Raw genomic sequence first — 20,649 nt, 5'->3', positions numbered from 1 at the left:
CCCGTATAAACGGGCTTTTTTTCATTACATAACTGGGCAATCGTCGAACTCTCCATTCCTGGCATCATTAATGATGTACGTGATCACCCCGAATATAGCGGGTGCAGAACTGTAACCACCATCATCTACTGGCAGCGCCTCCTTTCTCCCGTTCTCCAGATTAACGAGGTGGGGTTGAGGATGTGTCCGATATCGCTTGATCCTAAATTCTCCGTCTATCGCGCAGATCAGCAGCGAGCCATCACAGGGAGAAAGTGACGCATCAACAACCAGTAGCGCCCCCTGGATTATCCCTTCCCTGAAATGTGAACGCGATGCCCGCATAAAATAAGTCGCTGCTGGCTGGCTGATTAGCTGCTGATCGAGGGAGATTCGTGTTTCAACATAATCTGCCGCAGGTGAAGGAAAGCCCATGTTTACGCCCTCTCTTGAATACCGGATAAAAACACAGTATAAATACTGTATATCTATACAGTAAAGGAGCAATGAGCAATGTTCGTGGAACTCGTTTATGACAAAAGGAATTTTGATGGTCTGCCAGGTGCAAAAGATATCATTCTGGGCGAGTTAACCAAGAGGGTTCACCGGATCTTCCCCGATGCTGATGTTCGGGTAAAACCGATGATGACACTGCCGGCGATCAACACTGACGCCAGCAAGCATGAGAAAGAGCAGATAAGCCGTACTGTTCAGGAAATGTTTGAAGAGGCTGATATGTGGCTGATTTCAGATTAAACACATTGATTCGTCATACTGCAGAAGTAAAATCCACCGCGACTGGCAATCATTCAATACTCGCACTATCGAACGTTCGCCAGCCAGCCGTAACCACGCTCTTGCATACGGTGTGGTTGCGGCAACTGCCTTTTTTTAAACCTGAGCATCCTGCTGACACTCAATCTCAGCTTTTTCCATCGCCTCCAGCATATCCTTCTGTTTCTGATTCCAGATGCTGTTTTGCGGCATCTCAACACGCAAATCTATCCAGCGACCAGCCGGGATATCCACTGGGTCGCCATCTTTAACCGTTTCGGTAAATGAACCATCGTCATTTTTAATACCAATCAGGTTTCTGGCAAATTCTGGCGCATTTCTGTGTGTGCGATGAAACGTGCGAATAGTAATGTCACCATCAGGTTCAATTTCGTAGTCAACCCACAACAAAGGAAGTCCATTCCCATTGGTTGGGATAACAATACCACCATCAACACCACCCCAAATAGGATCAGAATTAAAACCAAGGACGCCCGATATTTTATATATCCCTGTATCTAATTTCTCAACCACCACGCCTTCAGATTCGTCATTTAGCTCTGCTGTCCCATTCCCCTTAATTTTAACGACGGGAGAAGCCGGTTTAAGATTGCCATTTGAGTCAACAGTCGTATTTCCTGCTGTATAAAATACATCCCACGGGGTGGCGGTTCCGTTAACATTCGCGGAAAACCATACTTTTCGGTTATGCCCTAACACCAGCATGGTGTACCAGAGGCCAATTCCAGTATTGGTATTATCTTCTGGTCCATTAGAGTAGGTTAACAACGTACCAAAATTTGTGGGATAGGCTGAACTGTTATTCAATGTCCAGACCCCCGGATTTCTTACTAACGAAGCTCCGGACAACGCCTGTGAGCTAATGCTCGTCGTAAAACTATTCTGTCTGTGTGCAGCAAGTATATTTGCGCGCCCCCCGGCCGCATCTGATGCACCAATACCTCCTTGCTTAACAGACAGAGGTGTCGTCAGGCCTGAAAGTTTGGTGATATCACTGTTTTCACCTTTTTTGGCGTAATCTCCGAGCGCGGTTTTATCTGCCTTTTCTGAAAGTACTGTAGTAATGCCTCCCCAGGCCGGTCCGGTAAAGGAACTACCGTCGGGTAACTTAACAGTGACGTTCCCGCTACCGCTAAAAATGCTTTGCCAGTTCTGTTTGTCGTAGTTCAGGCCTCGCAGGGCTTCTGCACTTTGTGCCACCAGCGCCGCGGTAACCATATTCAGCGCCACACGGGGAACAGCTGACCAGGCCGCGCCAGATTGGGTTGGCCCGGTAAAATTGCTGACCAGCGTCAACGCAGTACCGCTTTCCACTGATTTAATCGGGAGCGTATAGGGAACGCCGCCGACAGTGACAACAATAAAATCTCCGGCCGCTACCTCGGTAGTAAACGCGGTCCCGCTGCCAGCGACCGCAGCAGAATTATTCGTCAGGGTTAAGGTTCCTGCTGACATAGTTTTTTCCTCAATACATGTTCGGAAGAATAAGAATAGGCATGGCGATATTTCTGTTTCGGGTCATATCCCATGAACCGGAATTACGGTCCGCAAACACTTTGTTGTAGGCCGACCTGACGCTACCACCTGACATGACCACGCCTTTAGTTCTGATATTTCCCCATCCACCGATCATACGTACCTGAACGCCGGTATAGACTATCTGGCAGAATCCACCGCCAATATCCTGAAAGGCATCGGTAATCTGGATTTGGTGGTCATATACAAAGGGGCGTTTCAGCGTGGAGAACGTCACCTGGCCTGCGGCGTTGGTCAGCGTGATACCGTCGCCGCCGACAGGTGCTGTCTGATTGAATATCACCAGGTCAATCGTCGCCGTTCCGCCCACGTCGTCCCGCCCTGTGTAGGAAATATCGCGAACGATTATGTTGCCGCCATCAAACCCTACCGACACATTCGGGTTATCCCATTTACCAAAAGGAATACCGCTCACCGGAAGCGCAGCACTGCCGTTAACCGTAATGCGCCCGGAATAAGCGCAGGTCATCAGCGCGGCCTGATTAGATATGGCGGTGAAGTCAGTCGAGTTTGAAACCAGTAATCCTTCGTTATATGTCTCCGCAGGCAGCAGCTCCATGACGTAACCTGACCAGTCAGGGACAAGACTTTTTCCGCCGATTGTCTCAGCCCCGATAATGACCCCGGAATCACCGTTTCGGGTGACGCTCGTCATAATGGCCACATCAAATTCAGCAAACGAATAGATGTAAATGGGATTGGTGGGCACCACGATAGCCTGTGAACCGGGAACAAGCGGCGTATTGACCGGGTACTGCATGAACTGGGATGACCAGCCTGAGAACGATGTACAAAAACTCGGGGCTCGCAGCCCCGCTGTAATGGCCATTGCCGGGCGGCCATCGTTGTAATCAATCAGAATACCTTCCGGCATTATGACCACCTCCCTACGACGACTCGTCCACCACCGGGAAGATTAACTGTCAATCCATTGCCGTTGATAACAACAGTGTTATTCGCACCGTTAAATGCAAACTGGCCGCTGTTCGCATAAAACTGCCCATGAAATTCGCAGTTTCCATTCTTGTCGATATTCCACCCTGCCCCTAAAGGACCAGAAACGAAAGATGTGGACCGGATATAGTTGCCAATTTTGGCATTGGTAATGCTGCCATCCTGAATAAACGCATCGCTGATAAACACCTGACCATTCACCACCGCAAAAGGTGAATATTGCGTATCACCGCTTCCACTCATCAGGACGAACTGATTGGCGTTAAACCCGACGCGGGTGACTACCGGCTTACCCGCATCTGCCAGTACCGCGATCGACATGCCGGCGTTATACATCACACCGTTTATCCGAACTCCGGTTTTGAGGGTATAGATGGCAGAGGCTCCGGTGGCATCAACCACGGCGGTGAGCTTATCTTCCAGAGCTGCAGTCACATTATTGAACTGCGCCTGCACCTGCGTGGACATTTCAGCCATGGCCTTATCGACCTGCGCAATGGTCGTTTTAACCACCAGAATATCCGCACGCACCTCGCCGTATTGCGCCCACTGGTGCTCTACGGTTCCGTGGTTGGCCAGCGCATTCTGCAATGCGGCTTCGAGGTTGGTATCTATGTCGCTTGTCAGGCGGTCACCATCGGCAGACGTCAGGAAGTCACCAGCAATATCGCCCAGGTAGTCGTCAGCATTCGCGTTGGATACACCACGAACCCAGTCGGTCCAGCCTGATTCATTACCCGTTCTGTCAACCAGCTGCGCGCGGTACCAGAACTCCTGTCCCGCCTTCAGTCCCAGTTGGGTGTATTCGGCTGACGGATAAGGCACATCCGACAGCAAAAGAGGATTAGAGAAATCACTGTTCGCGGTGTACTGAATTTCCGTTTTCAGCGTATCCCCGGTGTTAGCCGGGAATCCCCAGTTCAGGCGAATCCCCCAGTTGATCGGCGTTGTCGCAAAGCCGACAGGTTTCGGTGGATTTCCCACCTTGCCCGTCAGCGTTTTCTCTTCGGAGTAGCCCCAGCCAGAGGAAATTTCAGCGGCATTAATGGCACGCACACGCACGAGGTAGCGCCCTGCATAAATACCCGATACATCAAATGAGGTGGTGGAGCTGCGCGGCACGTTTACCCAGTTACCATCATTGCGGCGCCACTGTGCCTCGTAGGCGATTGCATTCTGCGCCTGGTCCCAGCTCACACGCATGGTTTCGACGCTGATATTCTGCTGCACCACTGAAAACGAGCTGATCACAATGTTAGCCGGCGGCGACTGGTTACCAGGCGGGATTACACTCACGGGCCGCTGGTCAATGATGACTCCGGTATCGATACGGGCATATTTATCCGGGTCATGCCATGCGCCGGTAATAGAGAAAGTGCCATCATCATTATCGGAGACGCTGACAACTCGATACTGCTGGGCGTAGAGTTCATCTGACTCAACCACCCATACAGCTTCGGCCTGTGGTGTCTCACTGTATGCCGTGGTGACTGTGACTGATTCCCCATTAATCGCCTGAATAGTCCTGCTCTGTGACGCACCGGAGGGAAGATTGATAATAAGGCGATCGCCTGCTGCTGCATCAGCTACGCGGTCAAGTTTTATCACGCGACCGTTAACAGCACTGATGCGGCCACCCATAACTTTGCCGGACAGAAGCTCGTCTGACACGGCGATGATGTATCCCGGCTGCGGAATGTTTCCGTCCAGGCCAACATCAAACGAAACAACACGATCCTTATTGTTGGTGAGAATACCCCAGCGCCCCTTTCGGTTCGCTTCTGATTGACGGGTACAACCGATGGCTGTCATTTCCAGCTGATTAAATCCGTACCGGGCCACCAGAGGCTGCTCAAATACTGGCTCCATCGCATCCGCATAAGCGTTACCCGGATCAGACCAGGAAACCAGCGCGGTGGTATACCGCGTTTTTGTCGTGCTGCTGGAATAGGTAAAGCGTCCGTCGATAACGTTAGCGCGGGTGTAAGCGTAATCCACATCTCTCGGCATATCGGCAAGCGCAACAATCTGATCACCGCCCCAGTACGTCATACCCCGGAATATAGCCGCAAAGTCACGCAGCACAGTGTAAGCGTCATTCCTGTCCTGAACATAGACGTTACAGGTATAGCGTGGCTCTGTCCCGCTTCCACCCTTTCCATCCGGTACCGGCTGATCGCAATACTGCGATACCTGGTACAACGTCCATTTATCGATGTTGGCTGCACTCAGGCGATTACCCAGACCAAAGCGATCGGTAATAACCAGATCGTAAAATATCCACGCCGGGTTATCGGTCCAGGCCCACTTAAACGCGCCCTGCCATGTACCACTATAAGTCCGCGTATCGGGGTCATAGTTATCAGGCACGCGGATCACCCGGCCACGTGGTTCACAGGATATCTGTGGAATCGAACCGTTGAACTATAAGTCCGCGTATCGGGGTCATAGTTATCAGGCACGCGGATCACCCGGCCACGTGGTTCACAGGATATCTGTGGAATCGAACCGTTGAACTGACTTGAATCGAATTCTATGTACAGCAGCGCGGTGTTCGGATAGCGCAGCTTGGCATCAATCACTTCCGTGAAGCTTTGCAGCGTCATCGTGTCGCCGATCTTGGCGCTGTTTGCGTCAGCGGTAATCTTACGCAGTCGGATTGTCCAGGTGCTGCCAGCCTGCGGTAAATCAATACGGTGGCTGCGCTCATAACCAGACGTCGTTTTGCCGGTTGCGCTGGTATTAAGCATGGTTTGCCAGGTCCCACCATCAGTTTGCAGGTCTATTGCATAATTGATGGAATACCCAACCAGATCGCCGTTGTCCTCCTGCTTAAACAGTGAAGGCCATTTCAGTCGCAGGCGAACGGCTGATAGTTGGGTGTTGGTAAATGTACGCGTCCAGGCTGTTGCGCTTGATACTTCAGTTCCAACGTTGATTTCGTTTTCGGTACCGGGAATGCCCTGAATGTAATTTTGTGCCTGAGTTCCCGCGCGAAACTCCCACGTCACGCCGCTAAAGTTTTGGGAGCCATCGGCGTTTTCCAGCGCCGTGCCGTCCAGGTAGATATTTTTTCCGGTTAATTGTCCTTCAAATTCCCCTTCCCCAAGCGCAACGAGGATTTTGGCCTTCGCTACAGATTGCAGATCATCAGGCTGTTCGGTAGGGGTTCGGGAACTGGAACTGCCGCCCTTGCGGCCTTTAATCTGGGTTGTTGTAGCCATATTGCGCCCATAAAAAAAGCCACCATCTGGTAGCCTGAAAGGAAGATTATTTTGGTTATTGCTGGTCTTCGACGTATATACCAGCAGAGATGATCGCCCCACCAATACGCCTGCGTCCGTATAGAAGCGGAACTGGATTACCCTGAGCAGCAGTGTTAGTTACACCACCGAATGCATACGATGCCCGATTTTCGGCATCCTGTTTGCTGGCAAGTCCTGCTGGCTGTGGCGAAAGCATTTGAACAACACCACCAAGCATCATTGCAGCGCCTAGTTTTGCAGCGCCATAGCCTACTGCTGATAAAGTTCCGCCCGATAAATATCCGACTGCAACACCAACGACAACAAGGACAGCCCCTAAAACTGTTTGAAGTAGGCCAGCCTTTTTACTGCCAATTACAACAGGAATAATTCTTATCACCTCTCCTGTAACTGGAAAACATAAATCATCTTTTCCAATATTTCTTTTACCTTTAAATACAGCATACGTTAGACCACGATTTTTACTCGTATTTAAATATTGCTCAAATCCACAAATTGTTTTTGATAATGCATTGATAGCCTCTGCTGTTGTACGTATTAGTCTGTCATGGGCTCTACCAAATGTTTTACCTAACGCGCCACCTAGTTCAATCCTAGTCATTATTTCTTGCATATTTACCCCATAAAAAAGGCCACTCTCAAGTGGCCTTTGGCCTTTTTAATTAATTAAAATCACATACAGGATTTTGCTGCATTTGCCCAGTGGTCATTCCATCCTCTAGCAACAGCGTAAACTTTAACATCACTGCCACTATTTGAAGACTTATCAATATTAACAATAGACAAAGCGCCAAAGATATCATCTGATGCAGTTATTTTATACCCTGATGCAGTCGGTATACTTGTACTAGATGCACGTAATTCAAGCCATTTTGGAGCAATACATCTGTTAACCGTATCAATGTCTTTATCGGTGTGCATTTCAAATATTGGTTTCTGCGCTTCGAGAGACCCCGGTACTACAGGCGGTTAGAAGAGTGCAAAAAATTAAAGAAAGTAGCTTTTTCAAAATTAACCTCATGCATTACAGATTATCACTTTTTTTAGCCTGTTCTGACTCTGGTCTATACGTAACAGTAACAAAATTAGATATACCGTCAATAATAGTATGGCTAAGATTTACATTCATACCAGAAACATTCCAAACTATCTCTTTATATGGCTCTTTATAAATAGGGGTGCCATATTTTTGTGTCAAAAGTGAATCAACAGATTGAAATAACCCTTTATTGATATTTACAAATTTATTATCGATAGACTGCACTATAACCTGTACAAGCTTACTTTCCTTAAATTGATATACAACTTTGAAATTCCCACCACCGATTTCAACCTTATCAACTCCAACAAGTCCTAATGTTTCATAGTATTCCAATGGGGGAGTAATTTTATGAACCTTACCATTTTCAGCACCAATTACCTCTTCTGGGCTCATCCCCCAAGAAGTGTTTCCATACCCTTTGACGCTATCATATGCCATTGATAATGACGAAAAAAATAATAAAGCCAGTGCAAGTAGATGGTTTTTCATGTCTTTCCCTTGTTAACATGCAACGAGGTAATTAAACCATCTTGAATGAATAGAAGACAACATCAAACATTCATAAATCAATGCGCTATACAGCTTTTTAACTTGCGAAATCACGATACCTTAGAATCTTCATTGTTCTTTCTTGCCAGTAGCCGCCGTATGGCACACGTTGGCTGAGGTGCCCATACAGATGATGCAACAGCATGTTACCTTCCAGTAAAATTCCCGCGTGATTCCACTTATTGGACTGGACCTGCATGATCACCATATCACCTGGCTGCGGTACGCCACTGAATTCACGGAATCCGCACTCATACCAGCAATCGTGGTAGAAGTTTTCGGGGTACTTGCTTATAGCCATCACCAAACTGTGCCGTGCGGACGGTATCCTTACTTTTCAGGGTCGGCTGGCTGGATGCTTTAATCCGCCACGCAAAATGCTCGATCGCCATTGCTTACCTCTGTTTTGTTGCATTCCAGATAATGCCTCCGGGTCGGACTTCTCTGGTGATACCTTCCCTGATGGAACTGTTGATCACCTGCTGATAGGCTTTCCCCAGCGCATCGTCGTTTCCTTTCTGCTGACCGGAATCCCCCTGGCCTGTTGTAACCGAAACCGGCGCATACACGCTGACACCAAAAGGAGAAGCAACGCCACCGCCACTCCCCCCGACCAGACCACCAGTCGCATAGCCGCGCATCATGCGATAAAGGTTGCCGACACCGATTCGGTTGGTGGCTTCCTGCGTAAATACAAACTCTCCACGGTGCACCACACCTGCAGGCTCATACTTGCCGCCGGACCCGGTATAACCACCACCAGCAAAACCCAGCGCTGACGTGGCAGAACTGACCAGGCCAGCCATGGCCTGCTTCATCAGGATCTGCGTCAGCATCGACAACGTGGAACGGGTGAAATCTGCCCAGTTTGCTTTCCCTGTCGTCAGCATATCGGCCATATTCTGGCTGATACCATCGAATGTGGCTGAAGCAGCAGACTTCATCGAGCCATAGGCATCAGCTGCTGAATCGGCATAGTCAGCCCACGCTGATTTCGCCCCGGCCTGCCAGTTGCCGCGGAGCTCGTCCTGTGCGGCATAATATTTCTTCAGTGCATCCAGTTCGTTCTGATAACCCTGATCGGTGTCCGTACCGCCGGCATTCATCCAGCCCTGCCGCAGCTGTGCCTCTTCGTTTTGCCGCTGCGCGCCGCGACTGCTCATGCTGCCCCCGGCCACAAGCGCCCGGGTTTTCTCACCAATCTGGGTAACGTACTTCTGCGAGCTGTCCTGCAGGCGGTTTAACCGTTCCTGGGCAACAATCTGATCGCCCAGCCGGGCATTCACTTCGGCCCGCGCCAGTACCTCGTCTTTGTTCGCCAGCACCGATTTTTCATCGGCGGTCAGCGCGCGCTTTTTGGCGGCCTCTTCCAGCACCGAAAAGCGGGATTGTTGTTTCCACAATTCCTGCCGCTGCTGGCTGATGGTATCCGTGATGCTCTTGTGCTCCTGCAGAGTGCGTAACTGCGCCTCCAGCTCCAGCGTCTGCGCGCTGGCAGTATCGACACTTTTTACACCTGCAGGTGTTTTTACCGCTGAAGGGGCTTTGGGTTTCTTCAGCGAGTCGTCGTATTCTTTTTTCGCAGCTTCCAGATTGATGTTGTAGTCATCCTGGAGGATCCGTCCGTCTTTAAGCGCCTTGTTCAGTTCATTCTGACGGGCCGTGTACTTCTCCAGCGCAGTCTGCGTCTTTGCATAATTCGACTGCGCCTGCGCGGCATACTTCTGGCGGTCAGATTCAATCACCGCCTCGCGGGCGGCGTTATCCTCAGTGGCCTTTGCCACGCTGGCCTGCTGCTGCGCCATTTCCAGTGCAAGGCGGGCAGACTCCCGATCGTTCCAGTAGCTGGCACGCGCATCATCATTGACATAACCATCACCTTTACGCAGATTCCAGATTTCATCCGCCCGCTTAAAGGCCGCTTCCGCTTTGGCAACCATCTCCTGCGTGGTGTCAGGCCGCCCGATATCGAGCGCCGCATCCCACATCGATTTAAAGGCACGCTTCAGGCTGTCGGCAGCAGACTCAATCGACCCCATATTGTCGCGCAGGCTCTTTGTCTGCTCACGAAAACCGTTCGTCGCCGCATCATTAGCTGCCTGCAGCGCCCCTGCTTCATCACCGGCGCGTTGCAGTTGCGCCACATAAGCAATCTGTTCCGCGGTAACGTTGTGGAACTGCTGCGCCATGGCAATCAGACCAGAGGTCGGATCGTTCGTCAGTTTGCCGAATGCCGCCGCCACCTTATCGACCGGCACACCCGACGCATCGGTAAATTTCGCTACCGCCTGACTCATCTCATCGAACCGGGCACCGGCACGCACTCCGGCGTTAACCAGCTCCGTCAGCGCGCTGCTGGTCTGGTTAAACGTGAGTCCCGCCTGCTCGCCGGATTTCGCCAGCACCAGCATGCGGTTTGAGGTCAGCCCGGCAGTATTACCGGACAGAACCAGCGTTTTGTTGAAATCAGACAGCGTGGACGAGCCCTGATACCAGGCATAAACCACCGCGCCAGTGGCGGCAGCCAGCGCGCCAACGCCTACCATCACCGGCGATATGGTGCCCAGCAGCGCCCGAAAGGTCGGAATAATACCGCCGAAGGAGTCTTTCACCTGACCGCCCTGCTGCAGCAGGATAAGCCACGGACTCTGCCCTCCGGCCAGCTGAGTGGCGATATCCGTAAACTGCGCAGGCAGCATACGCATCGCCGCGTTGTACTGGCCGACTGAAATACCGGCCTTCTTCGCCGCGCTCTCCTGGCGGGTAAATGACTGCTGCACCTTCAGAGCAGAGTCATTCGCTGCGTCACCCGTCTGCTTAAACTGCCTTTTTACGTACTCCATCTGGTCGTTGAACTTTGACGAATTAACGTCAAGGTTAACGACCAGGTCACCCACTGCCGTCTGGGCCATAGCGAACACCTCCTGAAATGCCCTCGGCCTTTGCCATCAGCACAGCGTCACCAGGTTCATCATCGGCAATATCCTCCGCAGAAGGTGAAAGCAGGCTGAAGCTGGCAGGGGTTGATGTGGTTTTGGGGTCAAGCGCGGTAATGACGATATGCATCAGCGAGGAAAAATGTGCATCCAGTTGCGCATCATTAAAAAAATTGTCCTGGTAGAACGTTCGCCAGTCGGCGTATTCCGTTGACGACATACCAGCAAGCATGGCGCGCCAGTCCGGGCGGCGAAATTCACGCGCCAGTTTCAGGACGAATGTCAGCTCGCTGGCGAGGACTTTTCCAGACTGACCGGCTCAGTCACAGCGATATCCTCTGGATCATTCGCTTCCTGCAGCGGCACCATGCCGGATAACAGCTTCACGCTGTACTCTGCAGCGGAAACAATCTCCAGCGGCCAGGTCATCAGCACTTCATTCTGGATCTGCTCAACGTCTTCTTTCGGTGTTTTGTGCGTCCCTTTCAGGGGATGTCCATGCCATAAAGACATGGCCACCAGCAGTGCGCCGGATTTAATCGTCATATCCATCGCCGCCTGCATGTCGGCATCGGTGATACTTTCCAGCGTCTTCAGGTGTTCAAGATGCTCAATACGCTGCAGCGCCGACAGTTCGTAGAGCGTGACGGTCTTACCGTTGCGTTCGAACGGCTCACTTTTTAAAAACATGGGTTACTCCAGAAAGCGGGGCCACAGCCCCGGAAGTCAGGAAACGGTGACTTTACAGGTCGCGACAAAAAGCCCGTCGTTGGTCATCACGATAATGTCGGCGGTTCCGGCGGCAATGCCGGTTACTGTCAGAACCGTACCGGCGACAGTCACTGTGGCTTTACCTGCATCCGTGGTGGTGGCCCGGAAAGATTGATCGCTTGCGCTGGCTGGCGCCACGGTGACATTCAGCGTGGTGGTGGCAGCAACCGCAACGGTGGTGGTCGATTTATCCAGGCTGACGCCGGTTACGGCAATCGCTGCAGCAGCGCTGTCTTCAGCAAGACCTGGTTTGCCGTTGTTGCTGATTTTGACAGAACGGGTAATGGTGTCTTTTGCCGTCACCGTTTTACCCAGGCTGCTTACCCAGCCACGGAACACATCGATGGCGCCATTCGGGTATTTGATTTTGTACGCCAGCACGGTACCGTCATCAAACCAGCGAACCAGATCCTGCTGCCCGCTCTCAGCAGGTTTCCAGGCCAGCGTAAAACTGGCCTCCCCCGCCGATTTCTGCCCCTGCGCGGTAGCAGTCCAGTCGGCATCATCGTCATCCAGATAGGTATCATCGTTTGATTCGGCAGTCAGTTCACCGGGCTGCAGATCTTTAATCTTTGCCAGGCGCGTCCAGTCAACATCCGATAATGGGTTGGCGAAGGCGTTACCCGATCCGGAATAAATCCAGAGCGTGGTGGTGGCACCCTTTACCGGCGCCAGTGGGTTTGGTGTAGTCATTACGTCCTCACATAATGTAGCTGATGGAATAACTGAGGTCGGCAGATCCCCACGTCATGGCCTCTTCATCGCGCTGATAGTCATACCCCTGAGCCGCCATCAATTCGAGAAGATTTGCCAGTTCGGGAACATCAGCCATTGCCGGATAGATGCGGTCCTCCATCCAGGAATCCAGAGCACTGTCTGTAGCCGTGGCTTTCAGAAACACCTCAACATGCAGCACGGCTGTCCACATATCTTCATCAACACTTTCATCCGAGGCTCGGGCGTCAGAAAGGTAAACCGCAACCGCCGGAAGATCCTGCTCATCCAGAAACCCAGGACGACCATCGAACCATGTCACTGCATCTGAGATATTGCGCTGGAGCGCGGTTAGTACGGCTTTCCGGATATCACTGTTTTTCATCGTTTAAGGATTAGCCTCAGTTGGTTAGACAGGTTCTGTCGCATAATTTGCGGCATACGTTCGTCCATAAGTTTTGGCACTTCATCCCGGAATGTCTCGGTCAGGGGAATTGCTAAGGGAATACTGACCACTTCAATGGGGTACCGGCTCTTCGTGGTACGCCGCAAGACATGCCAGCGACCGTTTGCCAGTTGCTGAATAAAGGCCCCGGGAAAACGAAAGCGCCCCACACGCAGCTCACTGTTCGTGCCTGACTTATCACGTTTACGCCGGGACAGACGCATGCTGGATGGCCCCAGTTTGATAGCGGGAAGATTACCGCGGTTTATGCGAATCAGCGCGCGCGGTTTCGCCACCGTCGCCCGACGTACCCGTGCACGCTGCCTGACAAGTTTTCGGGGGACGCGGGTTGATTTCGCGACAGTGGACACGCTGCGATTGACCGCCTGTGTGGCGATACGGTTCACCGTCTGGGCGGAAGCGCGCGGTACAGCTTTTTTACTTATGCTGTTCAGGTTGGCAATGGCCTGCTCCAGCCCCTTAATCGACATATTCCCTCCTGCTTACTCGATAAAGATGCGCGGTTTGCCGTTAAAGCGTTCGTGACGGGTAAGATGGAATTCCTCCCCTTCAAAAATCACCACGTCATTACGACGCGGACTGTATCCTGAGGTAAACACCACCAGCGATCGCCCTGTTCCGCTCAAAGGCCCCATTTCTTCCAGAAACTCAGCCGGAATAACAATCATGGGCTCCCCGTTGATGATCGCTGGCTTGCCCATTTTGTTTACCGTGACCACATCCATGCGGCTGACAAGTCTGTCAAAGGGATTAAGCATTGATTTTCACGGCTACAATTGCGGAACTGGCAGCAGCATCTTCCCAGGCTACCCCGGCCAGATCGGCTCCTGTCGCATCGTTCTGCACTTTGCCATCTTTGATATGAACCTGCTCACCGATGGTGATCGCATCGGTAGTCAGCTTAGGAAGCAGGAAAACCCCTTCGGCAAAACCGTCCCCCGTCTGGCCTGCCGGAATATCAGTAATGGCAATCGCCACGACTTTCCCCACCATCACCGGCGAACCACTCAGGATCGCACCGCTGCCCGTGTTGGCAATCTCAATAGTTTTGCCATGCTGTACAAAATTCTTCGCCATAAATTCAGTCTCCAACCAGCCCCGTACGGGGCCGAATTCAGATACAAAAAAAGCCCTTATGGGCTGTGATGTGCTGCTTGAGTGGAAGGGATTATTTCCCGGTTGATTTAGCCAGGCCGCGATAATCCAGAGGAGATACACCGGCATCGATGCGCACTTTGGTGGCAATACCGTCGGTCGTGAAGCCTTCCTGCTGATCGATATACGGAGTATCAACGCCGTTCAGGTAAGCCACTTCGATGGTGTCCGTGCCCTTAGCGGCGGCCAGATACCAGGCGCTGGTGTCTTTGGCGTCAAGACGCGGCTCCGCGATAACTTCAGCAAAGTTCTGAATTGGGTTCATGATACCGGCGTTGATATCCGCCCCTTTCACACTGGCAGACTTGATCGTCTGGTTTGCCAGGGTTTCGAGCGCGACAGGCACCAGCATGAATGCCGGGCGAATATTCAGGGGACGCTCACCCTCTTTCTGCAGACGCATCATCTTGCGCGCTTCATCAAGGCTGGCTACAGAAATCGCGCCTGCGGAGATATTGCCGTGATCAGCATGGAACAGCGGCTTGCCATCAGACAATTTCGCGTTTTCGGTCAGAACGGCATACACCAGATCGCCGATCGTCCCTTTTGCCGCGCGGCCCATCTTCATAGGTACATCGGTTAACTGATTCAGATCGTCGTTGATGATCGCCTGACGGGTAATAGAGAAGATTTCCCCGTAGGTGGCCAGCGCAATGCTTTCACCTTTATCTTTGGTGGTCACATACTTATATTCAGCCCCCTCGCGAACCTGGCGCAGGGAAGAAAAACCACCAAGACCGACACGATGTGCCGTTTTAAAGTCTGACAACTGGCCTTTCTTAGTCCACTGCTCGAAAGTTTCTGCCGCTTCCTCCCAGCCCTGCAGCAACGCTTTATTAGCAACATCGAGCAGGATATTACCGAAGTCAGACGTGCTGTGTGTCAGTGCCATACCGACCATCTGCATCGGGTTATAGCTGGAAACGCCGATGCCGCGCTCGGTCAGCGCCATACGGGCATATTCGCGCAGCGTCATGCCGTTATAGACGTTGTCCCGCTCCATGCTCTCGAAGCCCGCGCGCGCCATCAGCGCCTGGCGGACACCATCTCCAACAAAGTTACCGTTCCCGGCGTAAATATGCGCATCCGTGGTTTTATTCGACGGGGTGGCAGTTTTGCCCAGCACCGCCAGCAGTTCATCTTTAGCCTGAGCGACAGAGCATTCAGGATCCGCAATGCATTTATTCTGCAGCTCATGATGCTTGCCGCCGAACATCGCAAAGAGATCGTTGATACCATTTACGCGGCTCTTTTGCTCGGCGAGAACCTGAGCACGGATTGTCGCTTCATCTGATGCTGCCGGCTGATGCGTAGTCACCTGCGGCTGAGGTTGTTGTGGCTCACGCGCAGTGGTATTGCGCGGTGGGGTGATCATGTTGCGAATGCTGTTTGGCATCTTTTCAAAATCCTCGATACGTTTTGATTGAATACAGGCCATTGCCTGCAGAGAGGTAGTGACCTGATCGGCAAAGCCATGCTCTAAGCATTCTTTACCGTCCATCCAGGTTTCATCGTCCAGCATGGCGGCGATTTCTTCGGTCGTTTTTCCAGTTTTCTCCGCGTAGGCAGGGATCAGGACAGACTCGACCTTATCCAGCAGATCGGCATAATCCCGCATGTCGTTGGCATCACCACCCGCAAATCCCCATGGTTTATGGATCATCATCATCGTGTTTTCCGGCATAATTACCGGGTTGCCAACCATCGCAATCACCGAAGCCATTGAAGCTGCCAGACCATCAATGTGAACGGTGATCGCCGCGCCGTGATGCTTCAGGGCATTAAAAATGGCGATGCCATCAAAGACATCGCCACCGGGCGAATTGATGTGAAGGTTGATATGGGTAATGTCGCCCAGCGCCTTAAGGTCATTCACAAACTGGCGCGCCGTCACCCCCCAGTAGCCGATCTCGTCGTAGATATAAATATCCGCTTCGTTGTCGGCGCTGGCCTGCATACGAAACCAGGAATTACTTTTTGCGCTGGCTTTCGGACGGTGGTGCGCCCGGTTCTTTGGCTTCGGCACTTGTGCCTCCTTTGTCATTAGCAGGGTCAGTGTCAAACACCAGCCCCATCTCTTTGTTTTCGTCGATCTCTGCCTTCCGGCGCGCCTTCACATCGTTCGGGTTACGTCCGCTGGCGCGGACCCAGTCGGATTCCGTTGCCGCTCCGCCCCGGATCTGTAACTTCCAGGCATTGGCCTCTTTAACCGGATCGATCCACGGCATAACAGGGCCGGAATACACCGCCGAGTACAGCGACTCCATATCCAGACCGCGGGGTAATTTAATCTCGCCAGCGGCCACCGCCATTTTCAGCCAGGCGCGGTACATTGGCCGGGTCACCGCGCCAATAAACCAGTCCTGTAAAATGAGATAGCCATCTGTTGATTCCACCAGTTCCTGCCGCTGCGCGCTGTAGGTGCCGTTGTAGTTTCTGGCTGTGCTTGAAAAGCTGAGTCGGCTGCCTGCTGCGACAGCGCGAAGTTGCCCATTACGGAAGGTTTCAAGGTTAGGATTGGGCCTGTCAGATTTCACCATGCCGATATCTTCACCAGGCTTAAGATCGTCATAAATGATGCCTGGTTGAATCATCACTTCCCGATCATCATCATCGGAAGAACTGTTACTCTCTTCGAAGCTTTGCCCGTCTCCCTTTTTGATGTACATACCCAGCGCAGCAGCAATACGTGCGGCGGTGAGCTCAGCATCTTCATACTCTTTAAGTGCGCTCAGACGCATCAGTACACCGGATAGCATCGATACGCCCCGGGTCTGGTGCAGACGGCGGACAAATTTAAGATGCAGCATGTTTTCCGCATCCACTTCTTTGGTATCAAGCTGACGGCCTGAAACGGGCAGGCTTTTATAAACCTGATATTTCCTTGGTCTGCCCCAGTTGTCGACGAATACCCCCTGATTAAGCTGGCTGGCAGCATCGCTGTTCATGGGAATAAAATCTGGTTCAAGCGCTTCAAGCCAGAAAGGGATACCGGCTGCTGGCGTAAGACCATTCCCGGTTCCACTGACAAGCTGGGCAAATACTTCGCCATCCCGCAGCCAGGTGCGCAACATCAGGCGCTCAAGCATCGGGCGGGTAAACTGGTTCGTGACATCAGGCCTGACAGACCATTCTGCCCATTTATTACGGATCTGATCTGCCAGCTTTTTGGCGATTTTACCGTTCATCAGTTTGGGATGGGGTTCAACAATAATTCCGGCTTTCCCAACCACCCGCTCTTCCAGCTTATCGAACACCCCAATCACCAGATCGTGATTGTTATCGAGCCACCGGGCCTGCTCCCGCAGTGATACCGCCCCCATTTTGCTGAGCTGATCAGCTGAACGATTTTCACGGCGCCCTTTGTGCGTTCTGGTCGGGGTAACGGCTTCATATGCCCTGATTTTCGCGCGCGCCTGCAGACGGGCTGCTTTCCAGCCAGGCGAAAAGACCCCAATCGCATCATCTAAAAGGCTCATTCAAACCTCGCCAGTCGGTAACCGGGTCGCCCGCGGCGATGAGAAATAAGAGAAGAGAGCCGACGCTCCCACTCCTGACGCCCTTTTCGGATTTCAGACAGGTTCTCCATCGTCATTTCCTGCCCATTGAAACGGATAGTTTTGCCATCCAGCACCGCCATTTCGGCTTCGGTATATCGCTGGATCATGGCTTCAATATCAACACGGTTCACAACCATCCTCCTGATGTACTCCAGGGGTTAGAATCATCGGTTACGGGCTTTTTCCGCTTCCGTTTTTTGGTGGGTACTGGTTCTGGTGTCTGGGATGCCGCTTCGCCAGCTTCCGGCGGCGCGTTCTCCAGCCAGGTTTCCCGCCTCGCCCACTCAGGAGCAGCGGGCCATTTGATTTTCTCGTAGCCGTGGAGGATGGCGAGCGCATCAGCGTAGACCAGCAGGTCAAATGCTTCGTTTGCACCACGTCCCGGCTTACTCCATTTGCCATCAGTCGATCGCTCCTCATAGGTCAGTTCATCGTAAAACCAGCTGCCGAGCCAGTCAGGGAAATGCACATAGCCAGGGCCTGGTGAATCACGCCACAAAGCGTTGTTCACCCGGTCTTTCAGAGCATCGGTCTGGATCAAGTAAAGCGGGACATCACCAGAAGCCTGTGCCCGTCGGCTTGAACGTCCGGTATTATCAGGAAAGGTTCGGGAGATAAGTTTGGATCGGCGGACACTGTCGCCTTTGAACAGGTAAATCTGTTTTCCGAGTCCTTCACGACGACACTTACGCCAGAATTTATAAGCGTTGTCGGTCACACCATCCTCACCGCCGGAGTCAACGGCCATCGCCATCAGCCGCATACACCTAGTCGGATCCGATGCCATTGGCCAGGCTTTGTTAAACACATCGGTCAGCAATAAATCCCAGTCTTCCGGATAGCTTGCCGGGTCAATCTGCTGGCTCTCGCCATTGGCGTCATAGCGCATCGACTGCCTGATATTGTAGCGGTCCACCAGCCAGCGCTCTCCCATGCTGCCGTAGCCAGTAACCTGAACAACAAAACGCCGGTTGCGCCCCGCCTGAACATCGACGGTCGCCATAAGGAAACAAACCCCGTCCGGAACAGAGCGCTTTGGTACAACCTCCGCACGCTGCTCAAGCAGTTCACTTTTGCGCTGTTCCATGCTGGAGCGAGGAAGATACGGACGCCCAAAGTCGGTGTTGATTACCGTCTTCAGTGCTTCCTCGCTGCCAGTGGCCTGATAGTCCTGCTCAGCGGTAAGAAATTTATAGATGAGCTGCGCCCAGGTCTGGTACGCGGCGGCAGGGCCTTCCATCCAGAAGGAGGCAATGCGCGAGCGTCGCCCTTCCCCAGTGATAACACCATCGTTGTCGATGGTTTGCCCATCCCGCAGCCACTTCCCTTTCATATTGAGCGAACGCTTCATATCCGCAGTGATGTGCTCTTTACAGGCAGGGCATTGAAGACAGGCTTTCTCGCTGGCCTGAACAGGGTCCGCGATATCGCGGTAACCTGTCATATTGTCCATTTCAGGCTGGAAATATTCACCGCAATGTGGGCACGGCCAGTAAAGGCGACGGCGATCACCACGGTTGTACAGCGCCAGAATCCCCGTTGAAGGAGGTGCTTCATGCGGTGAGCTACGGCGCCATTTTGTGTCACGTATATCGCGGCCCGGCGAACTCTCAACCAGTGTCATACCTGACGACATGAACGTTGTTGTTCGCTTTGATGCCAGTGAAAAGGCGTCACCTTCCCCGTCAATGTCTTCCGGGAAACGGTCATAGTCGGTCAGTGCCACACATTTATAGTCCGATGAGGACATGATATTGACCGATGGCCAGCCGATTTTCAGGTAGTTCCCGGCGCGAAACGTGCGGTCATATACGTTGTTATCATTACGCCGCGGGCTCAGTCGGGATTTCACTTCAGGGCTGCAACGGAATGTACGATCAAGACGCTTTTTGGAGTGCTCGCGCGCCTTTTCCTCAGTCATCTGAATCAAGAGCATATCAGCTGGATCACAGACAATGTTGTAAACAATCCAGCCATCAATCAGACCAATGGTTTTACCCGTTCGCGCCGGACCAACAAACACTACCGCGTCATATTCACGCGATGCCAGGCAGTTCATCGGTTCAATCACGTAAGGTGCCAGATCCGGATCCCATGGAACGGAGTTACCCGCCCCCATTGGCACGCGCATATAAGTACTGACCGCATCGGCCACCTGCATTCGACGCGGGGCACGTAAGATACCGGAAACATCGCGGCGGATGCCTCTGGCGGATGCCCGCTTTGCCATCAGTCCTCCTCTGGCTCTTCCTCCTCTACTTCAGCGTCCTGCACCCTCTCCGCCATCTGATCGCGCAGGTCATCAATAACGCTCTGCACGCGAGAAACCGCAACAGGCGTTAATGCACAGTCACGCTCAAGTACATCAGGGAGGGTTTCAAGTACCATGACAACGGCTTTCGCCATCAATGAGAATTCGCGCGCCACTTCATCGGCGGGAATGAGCTGCCCCGTGTCCTGCTCGAACTTGAGTCGCTCATTCTCTGCCTTCCAGTGGGAAAGCTTGTCAGATGGCGACATGTCATCGATATTGGCTGACACAGTGGGGAGCATCAGTTCGGTCAGAATGTCGGTGATCAGGTAAAGCTTTAATTTGCTGTTGCTACCTGGGGCCGGTTCAATATTTTTCAGCCTGGCGGCGACCGTCTGACGGTGTACGCCAGTGATCCCCGCCAGCTGGTTGATATTCAGTTTTAAAGTGGCAATTTCCTGGTCCATGATGGTGAACACTTTTTAAACGATTCGACATCTGCACGAAATCACCTCCAATGAGATCAATAACCTGCGCAAATGATGATGATGACCTTAGATCTGAAAAACTAGCCGTTTTCCGCGAGCACGCCGCCCCGTGGCAGGCCGCCCCGCCAGGAGGACCCGCCAAAATGGTAATAGTTATCATTTTCATGATGAGCAGCGATCATAAAAC

General features: G+C 52.4%; 20 protein-coding genes and 3 pseudogenes. 1 reads left to right on the top strand and 22 read right to left on the bottom strand.

Annotation, left to right across the window (positions count from 1 at the left end):
* Positions 1 to 24 precede the first annotated feature (24 nt).
* Positions 25 to 414 carry a S24 family peptidase gene (locus E6P06_RS05410; protein ID WP_020838546.1) on the bottom strand — a complete coding sequence of 130 codons (390 nt, stop codon included), beginning with the start codon at positions 412 to 414 and terminating at the stop codon, positions 25 to 27.
* A gap of 78 nt (positions 415 to 492) precedes the next feature.
* Between E6P06_RS05410 and E6P06_RS05405 the strand changes: the two genes are divergently transcribed.
* Positions 493 to 735 (top strand): DinI family protein, encoded by a 243-nt coding sequence (locus E6P06_RS05405; protein WP_139935025.1) that lies wholly within the window; start codon positions 493 to 495, stop codon positions 733 to 735.
* Between the two features lie 135 nt (positions 736 to 870).
* Here E6P06_RS05405 and E6P06_RS05400 read toward each other — a convergent pair whose 3' ends face one another.
* The 21 genes and pseudogenes from E6P06_RS05400 to E6P06_RS05300 all read right to left on the bottom strand — a co-directional run bounded on the left by E6P06_RS05400 (position 871) and on the right by E6P06_RS05300 (position 20,441).
* Positions 871 to 2,229, bottom strand: a complete 1,359-nt coding sequence (locus E6P06_RS05400; protein WP_139935024.1) for a phage tail protein — start codon at positions 2,227 to 2,229, stop codon at positions 871 to 873.
* Positions 2,230 to 2,239: 10 nt separating this feature from the next.
* The gene (locus E6P06_RS05395) at positions 2,240 to 3,184 is read right to left on the bottom strand and encodes a DUF6453 family protein (RefSeq protein ID WP_139935023.1); all 945 of its coding nucleotides are present in this window, start codon (positions 3,182 to 3,184) and stop codon (positions 2,240 to 2,242) included.
* Positions 3,184 to 6,488, bottom strand: a pseudogene (locus E6P06_RS05390) (host specificity protein J). Before E6P06_RS05390 ends, E6P06_RS05395 begins: the two are co-directional and overlap by 1 nt.
* Positions 6,489 to 6,543: 55 nt before the next feature.
* Positions 6,544 to 7,143 (bottom strand): tail assembly protein, encoded by a 600-nt coding sequence (locus tag E6P06_RS05385; RefSeq protein ID WP_139935022.1) that lies wholly within the window; start codon positions 7,141 to 7,143, stop codon positions 6,544 to 6,546.
* Positions 7,144 to 7,202: 59 nt separating this feature from the next.
* A complete protein-coding gene (locus tag E6P06_RS05380; protein ID WP_139935021.1) occupies positions 7,203 to 7,451 on the bottom strand; it encodes a hypothetical protein in 249 nt (82 codons plus the stop codon).
* Between the two features lie 103 nt (positions 7,452 to 7,554).
* Positions 7,555 to 8,061, bottom strand: a complete 507-nt coding sequence (locus E6P06_RS05375; protein WP_103014282.1) for a hypothetical protein — start codon at positions 8,059 to 8,061, stop codon at positions 7,555 to 7,557.
* Positions 8,062 to 8,158: 97 nt separating this feature from the next.
* A pseudogene (locus tag E6P06_RS05370) lies at positions 8,159 to 8,407 on the bottom strand (NlpC/P60 family protein); the annotation flags it as partial.
* Positions 8,406 to 8,513, bottom strand: a pseudogene (locus tag E6P06_RS05365) (phage tail protein); the annotation flags it as partial. The pseudogenes E6P06_RS05365 and E6P06_RS05370, both read right to left, overlap by 2 nt.
* Before the next feature lie 3 nt (positions 8,514 to 8,516).
* Positions 8,517 to 11,033, bottom strand: coding sequence for a phage tail tape measure protein (locus tag E6P06_RS05360; RefSeq protein WP_139935020.1), 2,517 nt, complete (start codon positions 11,031 to 11,033; stop codon positions 8,517 to 8,519).
* Positions 11,011 to 11,289 carry a phage tail assembly protein T gene (locus E6P06_RS05355; RefSeq protein ID WP_003034817.1) on the bottom strand — a complete coding sequence of 93 codons (279 nt, stop codon included), beginning with the start codon at positions 11,287 to 11,289 and terminating at the stop codon, positions 11,011 to 11,013. Before E6P06_RS05355 ends, E6P06_RS05360 begins: the two co-directional genes overlap by 23 nt.
* A gap of 50 nt (positions 11,290 to 11,339) precedes the next feature.
* Positions 11,340 to 11,747, bottom strand: coding sequence for a phage tail assembly chaperone G (gene gpG, locus E6P06_RS05350; RefSeq protein ID WP_003826205.1), 408 nt, complete (start codon positions 11,745 to 11,747; stop codon positions 11,340 to 11,342).
* Between the two features lie 36 nt (positions 11,748 to 11,783).
* On the bottom strand, positions 11,784 to 12,521 hold the full coding sequence (locus E6P06_RS05345; protein WP_139935019.1) for a phage tail protein: 738 nt from the start codon (positions 12,519 to 12,521) through the stop codon (positions 11,784 to 11,786).
* A 7-nt stretch (positions 12,522 to 12,528) separates the two neighbouring features.
* Positions 12,529 to 12,927, bottom strand: coding sequence for a phage tail terminator protein (gpU, locus tag E6P06_RS05340; RefSeq protein WP_008784478.1), 399 nt, complete (start codon positions 12,925 to 12,927; stop codon positions 12,529 to 12,531).
* A complete protein-coding gene (locus tag E6P06_RS05335; protein ID WP_071667532.1) occupies positions 12,924 to 13,478 on the bottom strand; it encodes a phage tail protein in 555 nt (184 codons plus the stop codon). Before E6P06_RS05335 ends, gpU begins: the two co-directional genes overlap by 4 nt.
* A gap of 12 nt (positions 13,479 to 13,490) precedes the next feature.
* Entirely contained in the window at positions 13,491 to 13,766 is a 276-nt protein-coding gene (locus tag E6P06_RS05330) for an ATP-binding protein (RefSeq protein WP_139935018.1), read from the bottom strand.
* Positions 13,759 to 14,085, bottom strand: coding sequence for a DUF2190 family protein (locus E6P06_RS05325; RefSeq protein ID WP_048217461.1), 327 nt, complete (start codon positions 14,083 to 14,085; stop codon positions 13,759 to 13,761). The genes E6P06_RS05330 and E6P06_RS05325 overlap by 8 nt, the downstream gene beginning before the upstream one ends.
* Positions 14,086 to 14,176: 91 nt before the next feature.
* On the bottom strand, positions 14,177 to 16,207 hold the full coding sequence (locus E6P06_RS05320) for a ClpP-like prohead protease/major capsid protein fusion protein (protein ID WP_371419194.1): 2,031 nt from the start codon (positions 16,205 to 16,207) through the stop codon (positions 14,177 to 14,179).
* Positions 16,134 to 17,642, bottom strand: coding sequence for a phage portal protein (locus E6P06_RS05315; protein ID WP_044700357.1), 1,509 nt, complete (start codon positions 17,640 to 17,642; stop codon positions 16,134 to 16,136). The genes E6P06_RS05320 and E6P06_RS05315 overlap by 74 nt, the downstream gene beginning before the upstream one ends.
* Entirely contained in the window at positions 17,639 to 17,854 is a 216-nt protein-coding gene (locus tag E6P06_RS05310; protein WP_001082414.1) for a hypothetical protein, read from the bottom strand. Before E6P06_RS05310 ends, E6P06_RS05315 begins: the two co-directional genes overlap by 4 nt.
* On the bottom strand, positions 17,851 to 19,953 hold the full coding sequence (locus tag E6P06_RS05305; protein ID WP_139935016.1) for a phage terminase large subunit family protein: 2,103 nt from the start codon (positions 19,951 to 19,953) through the stop codon (positions 17,851 to 17,853). The genes E6P06_RS05310 and E6P06_RS05305 overlap by 4 nt, the downstream gene beginning before the upstream one ends.
* Positions 19,953 to 20,441, bottom strand: coding sequence for a DUF1441 family protein (locus E6P06_RS05300; protein WP_127790516.1), 489 nt, complete (start codon positions 20,439 to 20,441; stop codon positions 19,953 to 19,955). The genes E6P06_RS05305 and E6P06_RS05300 overlap by 1 nt, the downstream gene beginning before the upstream one ends.
* Positions 20,442 to 20,649 lie beyond the last annotated feature (208 nt).

It is taken from the genome of Citrobacter sp. CF971, from assembly GCF_006385635.1.
GTDB lineage: Bacteria > Pseudomonadota > Gammaproteobacteria > Enterobacterales > Enterobacteriaceae > Citrobacter > Citrobacter freundii.
The sequence above is the reverse complement of the archived record's forward strand: the minus strand, read 5'-3'. Positions and strand labels throughout refer to the sequence as shown.